Origin of the sequence: Mesorhizobium sp. M1342 (genome assembly GCF_040317955.1) — a bacterium.
Classification (GTDB): domain Bacteria; phylum Pseudomonadota; class Alphaproteobacteria; order Rhizobiales; family Rhizobiaceae; genus Mesorhizobium.
The window spans coordinates 1-18110 of the sequence record NZ_JAMYLI010000045.1; the positions used below are offsets into that span (position 1 = coordinate 1).

General features: G+C 63.1%; 13 protein-coding genes and 1 pseudogene. 8 read left to right on the top strand and 6 right to left on the bottom strand.

All coding sequences use genetic code 11. The features are described 5' to 3' along the window. Positions 1 to 79: 79 nt before the first annotated feature. Positions 80 to 352: pseudogene (locus NKH06_RS30275) on the bottom strand (3'-5' exonuclease family protein); the annotation flags it as partial. A 186-nt stretch (positions 353 to 538) separates the two neighbouring features. Continuing rightward, positions 539 to 6850: a kinesin gene (locus NKH06_RS30280; RefSeq protein ID WP_352894965.1), complete on the bottom strand. Its 6312-nt coding sequence runs from the start codon at positions 6848 to 6850 to the stop codon at positions 539 to 541. A 272-nt stretch (positions 6851 to 7122) separates the two neighbouring features. Between NKH06_RS30280 and NKH06_RS30285 the strand changes: the two genes are divergently transcribed. The 3 genes from NKH06_RS30285 (at position 7123) to NKH06_RS30295 (ending at position 9048) form a co-directional block, all read left to right on the top strand. Then, the gene (locus tag NKH06_RS30285; protein ID WP_352440291.1) at positions 7123 to 7491 is read left to right on the top strand and encodes an Hpt domain-containing protein; all 369 of its coding nucleotides are present in this window, start codon (positions 7123 to 7125) and stop codon (positions 7489 to 7491) included. A 111-nt stretch (positions 7492 to 7602) separates the two neighbouring features. After that, positions 7603 to 7923 carry a 2Fe-2S iron-sulfur cluster-binding protein gene (locus NKH06_RS30290; RefSeq protein ID WP_013531878.1) on the top strand — a complete coding sequence of 107 codons (321 nt, stop codon included), beginning with the start codon at positions 7603 to 7605 and terminating at the stop codon, positions 7921 to 7923. A 96-nt stretch (positions 7924 to 8019) separates the two neighbouring features. Then, positions 8020 to 9048, top strand: coding sequence for an NAD(P)/FAD-dependent oxidoreductase (locus NKH06_RS30295; protein ID WP_352440292.1), 1029 nt, complete (start codon positions 8020 to 8022; stop codon positions 9046 to 9048). Positions 9049 to 9051: 3 nt separating this feature from the next. Here NKH06_RS30295 and NKH06_RS30300 read toward each other — a convergent pair whose 3' ends face one another. After that, the gene (locus NKH06_RS30300; protein ID WP_352894968.1) at positions 9052 to 10533 is read right to left on the bottom strand and encodes an MDR family MFS transporter; all 1482 of its coding nucleotides are present in this window, start codon (positions 10531 to 10533) and stop codon (positions 9052 to 9054) included. Positions 10534 to 10737: 204 nt separating this feature from the next. Next, positions 10738 to 11397, bottom strand: coding sequence for a DUF922 domain-containing Zn-dependent protease (locus NKH06_RS30305; protein WP_352440309.1), 660 nt, complete (start codon positions 11395 to 11397; stop codon positions 10738 to 10740). Positions 11398 to 11500: 103 nt separating this feature from the next. Here NKH06_RS30305 and folP point away from each other — a divergent pair, with 103 nt between their 5' ends. Genes folP through folK form a run of 3 tightly spaced genes read left to right on the top strand, consistent with a single transcriptional unit; the run spans position 11501 to position 13211 of the window. Further along, positions 11501 to 12352 (top strand): dihydropteroate synthase, encoded by an 852-nt coding sequence (gene folP, locus NKH06_RS30310; RefSeq protein ID WP_352440294.1) that lies wholly within the window; start codon positions 11501 to 11503, stop codon positions 12350 to 12352. A 3-nt stretch (positions 12353 to 12355) separates the two neighbouring features. Beyond that, the gene (gene folB / locus NKH06_RS30315; RefSeq protein ID WP_023813034.1) at positions 12356 to 12715 is read left to right on the top strand and encodes a dihydroneopterin aldolase; all 360 of its coding nucleotides are present in this window, start codon (positions 12356 to 12358) and stop codon (positions 12713 to 12715) included. Continuing rightward, positions 12699 to 13211, top strand: a complete 513-nt coding sequence (gene folK, locus NKH06_RS30320) for a 2-amino-4-hydroxy-6-hydroxymethyldihydropteridine diphosphokinase (RefSeq protein WP_127272685.1) — start codon at positions 12699 to 12701, stop codon at positions 13209 to 13211. The genes folB and folK overlap by 17 nt, the downstream gene beginning before the upstream one ends. A gap of 27 nt (positions 13212 to 13238) precedes the next feature. Here folK and NKH06_RS30325 read toward each other — a convergent pair whose 3' ends face one another. Both NKH06_RS30325 and NKH06_RS30330 read right to left on the bottom strand, forming a co-directional pair. After that, entirely contained in the window at positions 13239 to 13784 is a 546-nt protein-coding gene (locus tag NKH06_RS30325; protein ID WP_127295930.1) for a DUF924 family protein, read from the bottom strand. Between the two features lie 14 nt (positions 13785 to 13798). After that, the gene (locus NKH06_RS30330) at positions 13799 to 15634 is read right to left on the bottom strand and encodes a monovalent cation:proton antiporter-2 (CPA2) family protein (protein WP_352440295.1); all 1836 of its coding nucleotides are present in this window, start codon (positions 15632 to 15634) and stop codon (positions 13799 to 13801) included. 160 nt (positions 15635 to 15794) lie between these two features. Here NKH06_RS30330 and NKH06_RS30335 point away from each other — a divergent pair, with 160 nt between their 5' ends. Further along, entirely contained in the window at positions 15795 to 16784 is a 990-nt protein-coding gene (locus NKH06_RS30335) for an AraC family transcriptional regulator (RefSeq protein WP_023813030.1), read from the top strand. A gap of 60 nt (positions 16785 to 16844) precedes the next feature. After that, positions 16845 to 18053 carry an MFS transporter gene (locus NKH06_RS30340; protein WP_352440296.1) on the top strand — a complete coding sequence of 403 codons (1209 nt, stop codon included), beginning with the start codon at positions 16845 to 16847 and terminating at the stop codon, positions 18051 to 18053. Positions 18054 to 18110 lie beyond the last annotated feature (57 nt).

Here is an 18110-nt window from a genome sequence, read left to right on the forward strand (position 1 = left end):
TGGCCTCCAATCCAGCCAGCATCTTGAATCACAAACATCCGGCTTTGGGAATCCTACGATTCTCTCAAAATAGGAATCGCTCTAGCGCCACGCCTTCGGTCTCCAGATCTTCCTCGGTGATGCCGGTCAGTTTGGTGACGAACGGGTCGAGGGCGTATCTCTGACCAAACCGGTCGACCGGTCTGATATAGGCCTTGTGTGTGCCGAGCAGGGGGAAGTCGCCTTCAAGTCCAAGCCTGACCGCGCCGATCTGCGCGATCACCGGGTCGGGGTCGTGTGCCGCGCACCAGAATCGGCGTTGCGAGCCCTCCAGGCAAAGAAACTCGCAGTCGAATATGATTGCCGTCTTCACGATCACACCCTTCGAGCGTCAGGGCAGCGGGTATTGTCGGTGGACTTCAGTGCGTCGGAAATCCGACTTGGGCAAGTCCCGAACGCGTCGATCGGCTTGCAAACGTGCTGCGGGCAGGTTCGGCGCGTGCCGGAGGTTCAGCACAGTCACAGGCGGGACCATGGCCCCGCCTGTTCAATTCCTGTCTTAGTGCAGGCGGCCGCTCGCATGGGCCAGCATGGTGTAGACCTTGCCTGTGTCCGACGTCAGATAGGTCTGCGCCATGATGTTGTCGCGGTCGTTGCGCGAGACATCCTTGAGCAGCTTCTCGAAATCGTCGCAGTAGCGGTCGACGGCGGCGCGGAACTCGGCCTCGGCCTGATACTTGCGACGAATCTCGTCGAACGTCTGCTGTCCCTTCAGCGTGTAGAGCCGCCGCGTGAAGACGTCACGCTCGCCACGCCGGTAGCGGTTCCACAGCTCGATCGAAGCATCGTGGTCGATGGCACGCGCGATGTCGACGGAGAGCGAGTTCAGCGATTCCACGACATGCAGGGGCGAGCGCTGGGCAGGGGTAGCGCGCTGCGCTTCCACGGGGGCCGTAGGGGCTGCCGACCTGAGGTCCTCATCGTTCGATGCCGCGGTAAGCAGATCGCGCACCCATCCGCCCTGAGGCGTGCGGGCGCTGGCATCGCCGCGCGGACGCGGTGCCGCCTCAGCAGGACGCTCAAGGTCGAGCGTGCCTCGCAATGCAGGGCCGCCCAAGGGCGCCTGAGGCGTGCGCAGGTCCGGCTGCGGTGCCGGTGCACGGCGCGGCGGCTCGGCGGCGCGTGCGGCCGGCGCTTGCGGCGCTGGGCGCAGGTTGCGTGGTTCTGATCCGTCACCGCCGCCGCGGCCGGACTTGGCCACGATGTCCGAAAGCTCCTTGAGGGCGTTGATCTGCTCGGAAACGGCGCGGCGGATGGCCGAGGTCGATTCCTTTGCCTCTTCCGGCATTTCGATGACGCCCTTCTTGAGCTCGGCCCGGGTCAGGTCGAGTTCGCTCTTGATCGAGCCCGCGGTGCGCCGCATCTCCTCGGTCGCATCGGCAAAGCGCTTGGTTGCCGAATCGACGACGTCGGTGATGGCATTGCGGATCTTGTCGGCCGATTCCATCGTCTTGCCTTCGGCATTCTGCAGCGTCTGGCCGACGAGATTTTCGAACGAGCGCATGACCCTTTCGAGATCTTCCGACTTCTTGACTAGGCCGACGGCGAGGTCTTCGAGCGACGATTGCCTCTCGAGCGTGTGTTCGAGATTGCTCTGGGCCGAGCTCAGCAGGTCCGAAGCGCTGGACAGCAGGCGGCTGTGTTCGTCGAACTTGGTGGCGATCGACGCCACCTCGCGCAAGGTGGACGACGACAGTTCCGTCAGCCTTGTCGTGTTCGAATCGACCAGTCGCGCCGAGCTGGCGAAGGTCTGCGCGGCTTTCTCGGTGGTGGCGGCGAAGCTTTGCGTGCTGCCGCTCAGGCGTTCATCGACCTGGCCGAGATTGACCGCGGCCTGCTCGATCAGCTGGCCGAGCTGCGAACTAGACTTGGTCATCCGGCCGATGAGATCGGCGACGCTGTCGGACAGCGACGAGCGGGCGCCCTCGACCGCCGACAAGGTTTCGGCGGTGCGGTTCGCGAGTGCGTCGACAAGCGCGGCATTCTCGCTGCGCAGCTTCTCGGTGGCGCGTTCGGTGACCTCTTCCATGCTCTTTTGCAGGTCCGAGCCGCCCTGGGCGAAACGCTCGACCAAGGGCCGTGCGGTTTCGTCGAGGATCTTCGACATTTCGGCCGAACGTGCGGCGAGCATGGTGTTGAGTTCGCGGGTGTTGGCGCCGATCGTCTTGGCGGCATCGTTGGTGCTCTGGCCGATATGCTGGCCGACCGCGGTGAAGGTCTCGGCGATCACATTGGCGCGCGAGACGAGTTGCGCCTCGGCATTCGACACCTGCTCGTTGAGCTTCTGGCCCATCGTCTCGGCTGTGAAGGCGAGGCGGTTCTCGACGCCTGAGACCTGCTCTTCGACACGGGCGGCCGCGGCCGCGGCGCTCGAGGCGAGCCGCTCGTCGGCGCCGGCAAGCGCCTGCTCGATTTCGCGGGCGTGCACGGCCATGTCCTGGCCGGTCCGCCTGGCGCGTTCGGCGACCCTTTGCTCGGTATCGGCAAAGGCACCGACGATGGTCTCGGCATGCTCGCCGATCGTGGTGGTGCTGCTGGCGATGCGCGACACCAGGCGCTGATCCGCGTCGTCGAAGATACGGCCGATTTCCGAAGCACGGCTCGACAGCGCTTCCGAACCTTCGGCGATGCGCGAGACGAGCTGCTGGTCGGCGGCATCGAAGATGCGGCCAAGGTCCGATGCGCGTGCGGCAAGCGCTTCGGCCGATTCGCCGATGCGCATGCCGAGCCGCTGGTCGGCGCCTTCGAAGTTGCGCAGGATGTCGCCGGCGCGCGCGGCCAGCGACTGGGCCGTTTCGATGGCGCGGGCGACCAGCTTCTGGTCGGCGGCATCGAACGTGCCTGCAATCTCGCTTGCACGAGCTGCCAGATGATCGGCGGTGTCCTGAGCCCGGGCGGTCAGCTGATCGGCGGTTTCCTGGGCGCGGGCGGCGAGCTTCTGGTCCGCCGCTTCGAAGGTGCCGGCGATCTCGCTTGCGCGAGCAGCCAGTTGATCGGCGGTTTCATGGGCGCGGGCCAGCAGCGAGCTGGACGTGTCGTCCGCACGGGCAAGCAAGGCGCTCGACGTATCTTCCGCACGGGCGTGCAGGCGACGGTCTGCATCCTCGAAGGTGCGGGCGATGTCTTCGGCCCGCGCCAGCAGGGCGGCGGAGGTCTGCTCGGCGCGCTCGGCGATCTTGCGGTCGGCGTCGCTGAACGCGGCGCCGGCCTGCTCGTGCAGGGTGCTGGTGACTTCCAGCACCTTCTCGCGCAGGGCGCCGGCGACAAATACGGCGCTCTTCTCGAGCACGGCGCGGACGTTGTCGACGCCTGTCGAGAGCGCACGCTCCATGGTGCCGGCGCGCTCCTCGATGATGCCCGTCTGGCGGCTGAACGCCTGCTCGATCTTTTCGACATCCGCCGCGATCGCGTCGGAAATGCCGGTGCTTCTGGCGGCGATCTGGTCGATGTGACCCGACAGCGACCGGTCGACGTCCTTGCGGGCCTCGGCCAACTTGCCCAGATCGTCTTCCAGTGCGCGGGCCAGCATATTACGGCCCTCGGACAGCTTGCCGACATGTCCGGCGATGACGTCGTCGATATCGCCACGGCTTTCGGTAAGCTTCTGCAGGTCAGCTTCGAGGGCGCGTTTGAGAATGTCGCGGCCCTCGGCCAGTTTCTCGACCTGGCCGGCGACCAGACCGTCGATGCTGGAGCGGCTTTCGGCCAGCTTGGCGAGATCGGCTTCCAGCGCGCGCTTGAGAACATCGCGGCCTTCGGCGAGCTTCTCGACCTGGCCGGCGACCAGGCCATCGATGCTGGAGCGGCTCTCGGCCAGCTTGGCGAGATCGTCCTCGAGCGCCTTCGACAGGGTCGAGCGTTCCTGGACGAGCCTTTCCGCGTGGCTGTTGACGAGGCCGCCGACATTTTCGAGGTCGGCTTCAAGCGCTTTCGACAGCGTTGAACGATCCTGGACGAGCCTTTCGGAATGGCTGTTGACCAAGCCGTTGACGCTTTCGAGATCAGCCTCGAGCGCCCGGGCGAACTGTGCCCGGTCATCGACCAGCTTCTGCGACTGATCGGCAATGGTTCCCTTGATCGCATTGAGGTCGGATTCCAGAGCGCGCCGCAGGATGTCGCGACCCTCGGAAAGCTTCTCGACCTGACCGGCGACGAGCCCGTCGATGCTGGAGCGGCTGTCGGCCAGCTTGGCGAGGTCGTCCTCAAGTGCCCTGGACAGGGCGGAGCGGTCTTGGACAAGCTTGTTCATGTGATCGGCGATGACGCTGTTCACATTCTGCAGGTCGGTTTCCAGCACCCGCGAAAGCTGCCCGCGATCCTCGGCCAGCTTTTCCGACTGGCTTGAGATGACGCCCTTGATCGTGTTCAGGTCGGATTCCAGCGCGCGCTTGAGAATGTCGCGGCCTTCGGCCAGCTTCTCGACCTGACCGGCGACCAGACCGTCGATGCTCGAACGGCTTTCGGCCAGCTTGGCAAGGTCGGCTTCAAGGGTCTGCGACAGCAGGCTGCGGTCTTCGGCGAGGCGTCCTGAATGCCCTTCGATCAGGCCGCGTATGCCGGACAGATCATTGTCGAGCGAATGGGAAAGCTGTGTGCGGTCCTCTGCCAGTTTGGCGGAATGGGTTTCGATGAGGCTCTTGATGCCGACGATGTCGTTTTCCAACGCCTTGGCGAGCACGGCGCGGCCTTCGGCGATCTTTTCCACCTGACCGGCGACCAGACCGTCGATGTCGGCGCGGCTGTCGGACAGTTTGCCGAGATCGGCTTCCAAAGCGCGCGACAGGATGTTGCGGCCCTCGGCGAGTTTTCCGACATGACCTGCGACCATTTCATCAATGATCGTACGAGCTTGCACCAGTTTTCCGGAGTCTTCGTTCAAGGCAGTGGAGAGCCTGTTGCGGCCTTCTTCCAGCCTTTCGAGATGGCTGCCGAGCGATGCATCGATGGCCGCCCGCGATTCATTGACCTTGCGCAGATCCTCTTCAAGAGCGCGCGAGATCAGGCTGCGGCCTTCGGCCAGCTTCTGTACCTGGTTGGTCACCGCCGCATCGATGCCGGCGCGGCCCTCGGCGAACTTCGCCAGGTCGGCCTCCATGGCCGTGGCCATGCGTTCGCGGCTTTCTGACAGTTTCCTGCTGTGGTTCTCGACGGCTTCCTCGATGCCGACGCGGGCGTCGGCGAGCCGCTGGATGTCACTGTCGAACGAACGCGACACGACGTGGCGGGCGGCTTCCATGCGCCCGGCGAAGTCGCTGGCGCGGGCTTCGAGCATAGAGGAGGTCGAAGTGACGATGTCGGCCATGTCGGCGCCGATCTGGGTCTTGCCCTGATCGATCATCGCCGACAACGTATCCTTGCTCTCGGCAAAGGTGTGGGCGATTTCGCGGGCGCGCTCGACCAGCGTTTCGTTGATCTGGCGGGCGCGGGCCTCGAGTGCCGCATTGAGCTTCTGCGTTCCGGTGTCGAGCGCCTCGGCGCGGGTCTGGAACTCGCTGATCAGTGCCTGGCCGCGTTCGGCGAGCGTCCGCTCGATGCCGTTGAGGCTGGCCTCGAATTCGGAATTGAGGGTGCGCGCGGCGCCGCCGAGCAGCGACACCATGCCGGTGGTGCGATCGTCGAGCAGATCGGTCAACGACCGCGTCAGGCCGTCCGTGGTGTCCGTCAGCTTGGCAATGCGGGTGTCGAGAAGGCTGGCGAAGGCCTCGCCCGAGGTCGACAGCCGATCGGTGATCGAATCGAGCCGGCCTTCGACCGAATCGAAGATCGACATCGAGCTTTCGTTGATGCGATCGATCAGCGTGTCGCCGGAATTGGTGATCGTCATCGACAATTTGGTCGATGCATTCAGGATCGAGTCGCGGATGATATCGGAGGCGGCGCCGATCTCGTCCTTCAGCGTCTCATGCGCGCCGGTGATCGAGGCGCGGACGCGCTCGGCATGGGTGACGACGGCTTCGCGCTCGCTGCCGAGCCCGTCGACCAGCGAACGGATGCGGGATTCATTCTCGGAATAGGAGCGTTCGATCTGGTTGACTTCGCTGTGGACAAGCGTTTCCAGTTCGACGGCGCGGGCAAGTGTGCGTTCGATGCCTTCGCCCATGGCCGCGACTTCGCGACGAACGGCCTGGCCGATCATCATGACGCGATCCTGGGCAAGGTTTTCCGGCTCGGTCAGGCGGAAGGCCACTTCGGTCATGGACTGTGCGGCGATGCGCATTTCCTGGGCGCGGCGAATCATGGCGGCGAAGGCCCAGAACAGGATGACGGGCACGATGGCCGCGACAGCGAGGCCGATCAGTTCCGGACGGGCAAGGAACTGGTCGAGCGTACGGATTCTCCAGATGCTCGGTCCGAAAAGCAGATTGGCCAAACCGCCGGCGCCGGCGAACCAGGCGAGCGAAACGAAGGCGACGACCCAGTAAATGGTGTTCGAGGCACGCCTGTTGAGGCTGTGCAGAAGCGTCTTGTAGTCCTTCTGGCGATCGTCATTGGCCGGCGCGAAACCCGCGGGCTGGGCGCCATTGCGCGGTTCCACGGGGCGCAATTCGGCAGGCTTGGCCTTGGGCGCGGGTTTCGCGGCGTGGTTCTGATTGACCACAGGCTCCGGGTTTTGTTCCGGCTTATGATTGCGTCCCTCGCGCGCCAGCTCGTCGGCCGCCTGGGATATCTGAGCTTCCAGATCCTCCATCGAAGCCGCGATGTCGAGGTCGCCGCTGCCGATCTCGTTGCTGAGGTCGAGATCGAGCGCCTTTTCCAGTTCCCTGGCCACGTCGCTGTCGAGAGTTCTCGTCGTCGTTGGTTTCTTTGCCATGCCTTCGCTACCCTGTACTAGCTGCCGCGGGCTTATAATTCTGTTTGTCTTGCCCCGCGCAGGAGGCTGAAAATGGACCCCTCGTATCGTAATGACACAGGGGGGTAAAGAAAACATGCATTCCGCGGGATACGTAAAACTTTAAATATAAGGTTAACGGAACTGTGATTTGGGCGCCGCTTTGGCAACATTTTTCCCGGCCATTCATTAACCCGTTGTCCATTGGATTCGCCTAGGTTTTTGGGCGAATCGAAGAAACGGAGTTCGAGTTCATGCGTGGCGAAAGCGGCATTGCCTTCTCAATGCCCGGGGGCGACGTATCCGGACCAAGGCGGTCACGGCCGGTCGATTTGGCACACCTTGCCCGCCAGACGATGGGCGACCGCAGCCTTGAGCAAGAGGTGCTGGCGCTGTTTGTACAGCAGGCGGTGTCCGTGCGCGACAGAATAGTCGACGCCGACATCAAGGACCGGCTTCTGCTCGCCCATGGATTAAAGGGTTCGGCACGGGGCGTCGGCGCCTTTGCCATTGCCGATTGCGCCACCGAGATCGAGCACCGGCCGGAAGACGGCCAGACGCTCAAGCGGCTTGGCACGCTGATCGACGAAGTGCGCGATTTCATCGCCGCCATCAACCGCTGAATCCGCGCCGAACCCGATTTGCGGAAAAACGTCATCGGGCGGCGCTTTCATGCGGCAGTTGACTTGTCAGCCGGAGTGATTATCTCGGCTGGAACTCCCTTCAGGTGACAAATGACCAAGCTGACTTTCATTGCCCATGACGGCACGCATTTCGACATGGACGCCGAGAACGGCTCTACGGTCATGGAGAACGCGATCCGCAACGCCGTGCCCGGGATCGAAGCCGAATGCGGCGGTGCCTGCGCCTGTGCCACCTGTCACGTCTATGTCGACGAAGCCTGGACGGCTGAAGTCGGCGAGCCGGAAGCGATGGAAGAGGACATGCTGGACTTCGCCTACGACGTCCAGCCCAACTCGCGCCTGTCATGCCAGATCAAGGTCCGCGATGCGCTTGACGGCCTGGTTGTCCGCGTGCCCGCCCGCCAGGGATAAGCGCAGGATCTTTGCCAACTGATTTTTCCCGCTGCGGCTTGGCAGCGGAGCATTGGTCATGCAGTGTCCTGCTCTCTTCGCAGCGAGGCACATCGCATGACCGAGACCACCAAGACAGACGTGCTTATTGTCGGGGCAGGGCCGGTCGGCCTGTTTGCCGTGTTCGAGCTCGGCCTGTTCGACATGAAGTGCCACCTGATCGACATTCTGGATCGGCCGGGCGGCCAGTGCGCGGAGCTCTATCCGGAAAAGCCGATCTACGACATTCCAGGCTGGCCTTCGATCTCGGCGCAGGGGCTGGTCGACAAATTGCTCGAGCAGATCGCGCCGTTCAAGCCTGATTTCAGCTACAACCGAATGGTTTCCAGCCTGGAAAAACTGGAGGACGGCAGTTTTCGCGTCACCACCGACGAAAATGAGGTGTTCGAGGCCAAGGTGGTGGTGATTGCCGCCGGCGGCGGCTCCTTCCAGCCCAAGCGTCCGCCGATCCCCGGCATAGAGCCCTATGAAGGCAAGAGTGTCTTCTATTCGGTGCGCCGGATGGAGGATTTTCGCGGCCATGACCTCGTCATTGTCGGCGGCGGTGACTCGGCACTCGACTGGACGCTGAACCTGCAGCCGGTGGCAAAGAGCGTGACGCTGGTGCACCGGCGGCCCGAGTTCCGTGCCGCCCCCGACAGCGTCAACAAGATGTATGCCATGCAGGAAATGAGGCAGCTGGAATTCCAGGTCGGGCAGGTGACCGGATTGACCGGTGCCGACGGCCAACTGTCATCGGCCACCATCAAGGGACCGGACGGCGATGTCGAGGTGCCTTGCACGCGCATGCTGCCGTTCTTCGGCCTGACCATGAAGCTCGGACCGATCGCGGAATGGGGTCTCAACCTTCACGAGAACCTTATTCCGGTCGATACCGAGAAGTTCCAGACATCGGTGCCTGGTATCTTCGCGGTCGGCGACATCAACTGGTATCCGGGCAAGCTGAAGCTGATCCTGTCGGGCTTCCACGAAGTGGCGCTGATGGCGCAGGCCGCCAAGCGCATCATCAGCCCCGGCGAGCGCATCGTTTTCCAGTACACGACCTCCTCGACCAGCCTGCAGAAGAAGCTCGGCGTCTCCGGCTGAAGCTTACTCGGCGAGGATGGGCGTCGCATTGTCGGCGTAACCGCGAAGCTCCTTTTCGGGCATCAGCGTCAGCGTGATCAGCCCCAGCAGCAATGTAGCGGCGGCGACGGCAAAGATCATCACGAACGGCTCGACCGTCGCGCTATGGCCCACGATCCGCACGCCTTCACCGGCAAGCGGCAGGCCGTAGCCCAGAGCGACCGCGCCGAGCATCGCGACACCAAGCGCACTGCCAAGCGAACGCAGGAATGTCAGCACGCCCGTCGCGACGCCGAGATGCACGCGATCGACGGCGTTCTGGACCGACACGGTGGTGACCGGAAACGTCGTTCCGGTTCCAAACCCGATGCAGATCGTCAAGACCTCTACCTCCAGCAGCGTTGCATATCCTGCGACGACGGCCAGCAGGCAGAGGCACAGCATGCTGAAGACGACGCCCACCATTGCAATGCGCTTGTAGTGGGTGAAATGCGGTATCATGCGCCCGCTGAATGCCGCGCCGCCGACGGTCCCCAGCAGAAGCCCAAGCATCGCGATGCCCGACTCTGCTGCCGACAGGCCGAGCACCGCCTGAAGATAGACGGGCAGGTACACAGCCATGCCGACGCTTGCGGCCTGAAGCAGGAACATCGAAAGCGTGCCTGCCAGAACGATTGGATTGCCAAGCACTTCAAGCGAGATGAGCGGCTCGGCGGCTCGCATAAGCCGCAAGGCAAAAGCGCCCCAGAAAATCGCCGAACCGCAGAGAACGCCGATGACTTCAAGCGAAATCCAGGGATAGGCGCTGCCGCCCCAGTTCAATGCGAGCAGCAGCAGCGCCGTGGCAATGATCAGAAGCAACGCGCCCAGGGCGTCGATACGATGGCGCTTTGCGGCAACGGGCAGTTTCTTGAGCGGCTTGTTGATGATCGCCATCGCAAGAACACCAAGCGGAATGTTGATCCAGAAGATCAGTGACCAGTGCAGGTGCTCGGCGAAAGTGCCGCCGAGCAACGGACCGGCAACGCTGGCGACGGCCCATGTGCCGGAGAACCAGGCGGCATAGCGTGCCCGCTCGCGCGGCGGAACGAGATCGCCGACGACGGTCTGCGTCAAAGCGAACAAGCCGCCGCCGCCGGCGCCCTGGATCGCCCGCCCGACAACCAGCACAAACATGTTGGGAGCCATCGCACTGACCAGCGATCCCGCCAAAAAGATCAGGATCGCGGCATAGACGGTTGGCCGGCGTCCGTAGACATCGGAAATCTTGCCGTAGAGCGGGGCCACGGCGGTAGCGGTCAGGAGATAACCGGTGACGATCCATGGCAGATAGTGTGCGTTTCCGAGCGCATGCCCGATGGTCGGCATGGCCGGCGCGACAATGGTCTGATCGAGTGCCGCCAACAGCATCGACAACAGCACGCCGCCGATAATGGCGTTCTTTTCGCTCTCTGTTATCGGCGTGCCGGTTTCCGCCATCGTTTTGTTATCGACAGCCTGGTTCATGATCGTTCATCCATAAGCTTGCGATTTGACCGGCGCTGTTCAGCCGTTCCGGTTTCTCGACCGTTCGGATCGCATTGGTGTTTTATGCTCGCGTCTGGCGAGCCTGATATATGTCGTCCCATATAGGCCGGTTTCGACAGCGGCTCGAAAGTTTTTCGAATCTGGCACTACGCTTCGGCGAATTTGGCTTCAGTTCGGGTGCGTTCAGGCCGGCGGCAGTCGGCCGTTGCCGATGCGCTCCATGCGGTAGCGCAGCAGCCGCAGGATGCGGCTTTCGAAATTGACGCTTTCGACGCGGTCGAACTGAAGCTGGGCGCGGTCGTGCCTGGCCAGGACAGCCGCGGTGATCGCGGCCGCCTTGGCCTTGGCGGCGTCGCAGTTCTTTTGCGGGTAGGTGGCCTTCAAGGCCTCTTCGAGTTCGCCGCCATGGTTCTTGGCGATTTCGACATGGCGCTCCTCATGGCGCTTGATGTCGGCGGACAGCGTATCCCAGAACAGCCTGACATCGGCATCGGCCTTGCGCGGGCGGCGCCACTCGGGAAGGATCACCTTCACCTTGACGGTCACCACCGCGTCGGCGATTCGGCAGGAACTCGGTGTCTGCGCATAGCTGATACGGGTGGTGAAGGCCATTTGCGTGGCGCCCGGGTGCCGGGTGCCGGTGCTTTTCACCTCCGGCCCGCGTTTGGAGAGTTGTGCCTCGATGTCGTCGAGCGTGCTGCCGCCGATGGCGAAATAGCTGTACGTCTTGACGAGATTGGCGGCAGCCGCCGGAAGCGGGGTCATGGCGAGCAGCAGCGCGCAAGCCAAGGATTGTTTCACGCACAGGGACGGTTTTTTCATGCCAAGCATGGATCGTTTCATCATGTTGCCTCTTCGACCACCTTGCTTTACGGCCGTTGCCGGCGCAATGAAATTGATCCGCCAGGGATCACACATGATTGATGAACTCCATGGTCGATGAGCAATGACGGCCAGGCGATGGCAGTTGGCGCATGGACGCCACCTCGACCTTGGCGGCAAGGCCGTGGTCGTCGGCATCCTCAATGTCACGCCCGATAGCTTTTCCGACGGCGGCCAGTTCGACGCCCCTGAAAAGGCGCTGGCCCAGGCGCGCCGCATGATCGGGGAAGGCGCATTGGTTGTCGATGTCGGCGGAGAATCGACGCGCCCAGGTGCCGCCGCGGTATCGGCCAGCCAGGAACAGGACCGCATCCTGCCTGTGATCGAAGCGCTGGGGGGCGTGAGCGAGGTGCTGATTTCGGTCGACACCTATCGCGCCGACACGGCGCGGCTGGCGGTTGCCGCCGGCGCGCATATCGTCAACGATGTCTGGGGTTTGCAGCGCGAGCCCGATATTGCGCGTGTCGCCGCCGACACCGGCGCCGGGCTTGTCATCATGCATACCGGGCGGGATCGCCAGAAACTGCCGGATGTGATTGCCGATCAATTGACGTTCCTGCGAAGGTCGCTGGAAATCGTCCGCCAGAACGGCATCGCCGACGATCGTATCGTGCTCGATCCCGGTTTCGGATTCGCCAAGGAGACGGCGGAGGAAAATCTCGACCTGATGGCACGCTTTTCGGAATTGCATGCACTTGGCTTGCCGCTGATGGCCGGTACGTCGCGAAAGCGCTTCATCGGCACGGTCACCGGCCGTGATGCCGCCGACAGAGCGGTCGGAACAGCGGCGACCAGCGTCATCTTGAGGCTCCAGGGCGCCGATCTGTTTCGCGTCCACGATGTCGCATTCAACGTGGACGCTTTGGCGCTCGCGGATGCTATGCTGGCGCGTCAGACGGACCGGGCGAGAAACTGAGCGATGTATGTCATCCGCATGAAGAACTGCGCTTTCTTTGCCCGGCACGGCGTGCTGGACGAGGAGGAAAGGCTCGGCCAGCGCTTCTATGTCGATGCCGTTCTCACCGTCGATCCAGGCCGGGCGCTTGCCGAGGATTCCATCGAGGATACGGTCCATTACGGCATTGCATTCACCGTCATTGAAAAGATCATCACCGGGCAGCGCCGTTTTCTGATCGAGTCGCTGGCGCTCGAAGTGGCCCGTGCGCTGACGGCGCGTTTTCCGCAGATAAAGAAAGCCGAGATCACGGTGCGCAAGCCGAACGCACCGGTGCCCGGCGTGCTCGATTATGTCGAGGTGACCGTTGTCTGGCCCGAATAGTACCGTTTATCTCAGCCTTGGCGGCAATCTTGGAGATCCGGCGAAATCCATGGGCGCGGCGCTGCGCATGCTGGATGCCGACGCGGATACGCGCGTCACCGGCGTCTCCTCGCTTTATCGCACGCCGCCCTGGGGCAAGCTCGATCAGCCGGATTTTCTCAATGCGGCCGCCGAGATTTCCACTGTGCTTGCACCGCGTGCCTTGCTCGACCTCTGCCTCGATGCGGAGCGCAAGCTGAAGCGGGTCCGGGAGGAGCGCTGGGGGCCGCGGCTGATCGATATCGACATTCTGGTGTTCGGCGACCGCGTCATCCACGAGACCGGGCTGGAGGTGCCGCATCCGCGCATGCTGGAGCGCGCCTTCGTGCTGGCGCCGCTGGCCGAGATCGCACCCGGCCTGGTTGTCAGCGGCCGCAGCATCACCGACCGGCTGGTCGCCGTCGATACCTCAGGCATCGAGCGATTGTCGTCCGGCCGGGATTGGTGGCTGGCCTGAGGTCCGGACCAGGCAGTAGCCGGATCTTCAGCCAGAGAAGCCGCCACCATCCAGGAACGCCTGCTCCTGCACCGTGGTTTCGCGGCCAAGCATCCTGTTTCGATGCGGAAAACGGCCGAAATGCTGAATGATATCGCGGTGTTCGACAGCGTATTTCAGGTAGGGCTCGGCCCTGGCCTGCGTCAGCTCGACCGAAATGTCCTGGTCGGCCAGCAGTTCCGAATGCTCGTACGGCAGGTAGAGGAAAACGCGGAGTTCTTCCTCGAGTGCCAGGTCATGGCCGGCCGCGACCGCCCTCTCCGCGAAATATCTGGCGAGCGGATCGGTCGCGTACATATGGCCGGTGCCGCGAAAACAGTTCCGCGGAAACTGATCGAGCAGGATCATCAGCGCCAGCGCGCCTTCGGCATGTTCCAGCCAGTCGTCGCATTCACGCCGAGCGGCGGCATAGTGCAGGCCGAGAAAGCGGTCGCGGAACTCGGCATCGAATGCTTCGTTCTTCTCGAACCAGGCATCCTCGCCGGCATCGCGCCAGAATTTGGTGACCGATAGGGCCCGGCTGTCCAATTCCATGCATAGTTCCTTGCTCAATCGGCGGGTTCGGACTTGTGCAGCACACCCGCGGTCTCTTCATTGAGTGCCTGACCAGGCCGGCGCGGCGTGGAGAGCGGTGTCGGAATCGGCGTGCCGATATTGCCTCTCAGGAAGCGCTGTCCGGCGCGAATGCCTTCGGCAAGCTGGGTTTCGAAGCGATCGGTGTCGCGGCGCCTGACGTCTTCGATCGTTTCAGCCACGTCTTCGGGGTCGACGCCCAGCGATTCCAGTGCCGAGCCACCGAAAACAAGTGCGGATTCGAAGGTTTCGCGCAGTTGGTAGTCGACGCCGGCACGAATGAGCTGCAGCGCCGTTCCACGGTCGAATGCGCGGGCCAGCACTGTGAGCAGTGGGAATTCGGCCTTGATCAACTGGGCGATGCGAACAGCCACATCGGCCTTGTCGACGCAGATCAGCACGGCGCGCGCCCGGCCGGCACCGGCGGCATGCAGGATGTCCAGTCGCGTGCCGTCGCCATAGTAGACCTTGAAGCCGAAATCGGCCGCCGCCTGGATCATTTCGACATCATTGTCGATGATCGAGACGTCGATGCCGCGCAGCAGCAGCGGCTGGCTCGCGATCTGGCCGAAGCGGCCGAAGCCAATGACCAGCACGCTGCCGGTCAGGCCATCGGCGACATCGACGCCGTCGAGCGACTGCTCGTCGCGCGGCGTCAGATAGCGCAAGGCGATGATCGCCAGCGGCGTCAGCACCATGGAGATGATAACGATCGCCGTCAGCGTCGCGTTGGCCTGGCCGTCTATGATGCCGACCGCCGCGGCCGCCGAGTAAAGGACAAAGGCGAATTCGCCGCCTTGTGCCATGAAGACCGCGCGCTCAAGCGCTTCGCGGTGGCCTGACTTCAGGATACGGGCGACGATGTAGATGCCGAACGCCTTCATCACCATGTAGGCGACGACATAGACGGCGATCAGCCGCCAGTTCGCCGCGACCACATGCAGGTCGAGCGACATGCCCACCGCGAGAAAGAACAGACCGAGCAGGATGCCGCGGAAGGGTTCGATGTCAGCTTCGAGCTGATGGCGGAAGGTCGATTCGGACAAAAGCACGCCGGCCAGGAAGGCACCCATCGCCATCGACAGGCCGCTGAGCTGCATGGCGAGGGCGGATCCGAGAACGACCAGGAGCGCTGCCGCCGTCATCACCTCGCGGGCACGGGCATCCGCCAGGATGCGGAAGAACGGATTGAGCAGATAGCGGCCTGCCACCACCAGGCCGACGATCGCGGCGAGCCCGATGCCGACCTCGGTCAGCCGCTCCGACAGGCTGGTGTCGGCCCCACCGGGCGCCAGGAACGCGATCAGGGCCAGCAGCGGTACGATGGCTAGGTCTTCAAACAGCAGGACCGATACGATGCGCTGGCCTTTCGGGGCGGCGATTTCACCGCGTTCCTCGAGAAGTTGCATGACGATCGCTGTCGAAGTCAGCACGAAGCCGGCGCCGGCGACGAAGGATTGTGCGATCGGAAACCCTCCAGCCATGCCGACACCGGTCAGCAGCAGCGCGCAGACGCCGACCTGCAGGGCGCCGAGGCCGAATATCTCACGGCGCAGGCCCCAGAGCCGCGATGGCTGCATTTCCAGCCCGATGATGAACAGGAACATCACAACGCCGAGTTCGGCGACATGAAGAATGGCTTCCGATTCGGAAAAGACGCCGAGGCCGAACGGGCCAATCACCACGCCGGCGGCCAGATAGCCGAGAATCGAGCCGAGGCCCATGCGCTTGAAAATGGGAACGGCGACGACACCGGCAGCAAGCAGCGCCACCACCTGAACCAGATCACTGCCCGATGCTTCCGCCGCCATGCCTCTTGTCCCTGTGTCTCACAGCACTCCTTGCATGCAGTTGGAGCGGGAGGCAAGGCGAGAAATCTGCCGGGAAAGGTAGGGTGCCGTTGCAGCGATTCCCCTGGTGGAACAACGGTCCCCGCTTGCCTGTCGGACGTTCGGCATCTATATCTCGTATATGCCTGACTATTCGTCCCGGCCGTCTTCGACGCCACATATCCCGATGGATGCGCTCAGCGAAGTTTTACAAGACTTTCGCTTGAGTGGTGTCAACTATGGTCGCTGCGAGCTCCGGCACCCATGGAGCATAGACTTTCCGCAACAACAGCTGCTTCGGTTTCACTTTGTCGGCCAGGGCCCGTGCTGGATTCATACTGAATCGCAAGGCTGGCAGGAGTTGCGCGATGGCGATCTGGTGCTGCTGCCGCAAGGCATCGCCCATCGGCTGGCGAGCGCGCCGGACGTTGCAGGGGACTCGCTCGAAGGTTGCCAGGTGATCAAGTTGGGGGGCAACGTCTGCGAAGTGGTACGGCAAGGAACGGGCGCGACGAGCACCCTTTTCTGCGGCTCCATGGCCTTGGACTCCTATGCGCTCAACCCATTGATCACGTTGATGCCGCCTGTCATCAAGGGTTGCGACGTGGCCGGCAATGACCCGGTCGTCGGTCCTTTGCTGGCGGCCATGACGGTGGAGGCCTCGCAACCGCAGATGGGCAGCGCCACGATTCTCTCGCGTATGGCCGACTTGCTAACGGCCCGGCTCATACGCTGCTGGGTCAATTGCAACGGAGCCTCGACCACCGGTTGGCTCGCAGCCATCCGCGACCCCCATATAGGCCGCGCTTTGGCGGCCATGCACCGCGACCCCGGCCACAACTGGACGCTGGGAAGCCTGGCCGGCGTGGCAGGCCAATCGCGTTCGATTTTCGCCGAGCGTTTCAGTGCGGTATTGGGAGAGGGTGCCGCACACTATCTCGCCCGCCTGCGTATGCAGCTTGCCCGCGAATTGCTGGGCCAAAACGGCTTGTCGGTTGCCGAAGTCGCTACCCGTTTGGGCTATGATTCCGAGGCATCCTTCGCGCGCGCGTTCAAGCGCATCACCAATGTCTCGCCGGGCGTTGTGCGTCGCACAATTCCCGGACGAATGGATATGAATTTCGGATTCTAAGATACATATCATCCGAGCGGACTCGCCTATTTAAGACCTCCAAACTTTGGAGATCTTTCCGTGACTGACACAACATTACAGCTTGAAGACGCCGCGATTGGCCTTGATGCCGATGCACCAGCCGCGTGGAGCGCAGCCACTTGGTTCGCGGTCATTTCATTGGCGGCCACCAGCTTTGCCCTGGTGTCTGCCGAATTCCTGCCCGCAGGTCTGCTGACGCCAATGGCACGCGATCTCGGCATCAGCGAGGGGACGGCCGGACAGGTCGTCACCGCCACCGCTTCCGTCGGCGCCGTGACGGCCATGTTGAGCAATGTTCTCATCGGCCGCTTGAACCGCAAGGCGGTGCTGGTTGGTCTCAGCGCCCTTGCGGTCGGTTCCAATATCCTGGCGGCGCTGGCGACCGATTTCTGGCTGTTGCTGTTGGGCCGGGCCGGGCTGGGCATCGCTCTCAGCGCTTTCTGGGCACTTTCGGTCGCCGTCGTGGCGAGGCTGGTTGGCGCCAATGCGACAGGTCGGGGCATGGCGATCGTCACCCTCGGCGTCTCGCTTGCCACCATTGCCGCACCGTCGATGGGCGCGCTGATCAGTGACTGGATAGGGTGGCGCAGTGCCATGGCCATGACGGCGGGGCTGGCCGCGCTTGCCATGCTGCTGCAGTTTCTCAGCCTGCCGACCTTGCCTGCAACGGCAAGCAACAGCCTTGCAGATGTATTTCGGCTAACCCGGCGGCGCGGCATCCAACTCGGCATGCTGGCTATTGTTTTGCTGATGACGGGGCATTTTGCCGGCTCGGTCTATGTGCGTCCCTTCCTCGAACAGGTGACACTCCTTACAACCGGACCGATTGCCTTGGCTCTGCTCGGGTTTGGCATCGCTGCCGTGATCGGTAATGTTGCCGGCGGCCGCATGGCCGACACCAACATCCACATGGCCCTCGCAGTCACCGCGGCGTTGATGGCGGTTGCGGCACTTACTTTGGTGCTTTGGGGCTCGCATATCGGCGTTGCCTTCGGCTTCGTTACGCTGTGGGGTTTCGCCTTTGGCATGGCGCCGGTGGTGCTGCCGACCAATATGTCGCGCGCGGCGCCTGATGCGCTGGAGGCAGCGGGCAGCCTGATGGTCACCTCTTTCCAAATTGCCATCACCATCGGCGCGGTTGTCGGCGGCTATGTCGTGGACACCTATGGCGCGACTGGGCCTTTGACTCTGACTGCTATCCTTGCCGCATCGACCGCCGTCTTGGCGCTGCTGCAGCCGCGCAGCTGAACTTTGCTGCCGCTGATAAAATAGCCTGAATCCGGGCCGCCGCCGATGTTGCAGGCG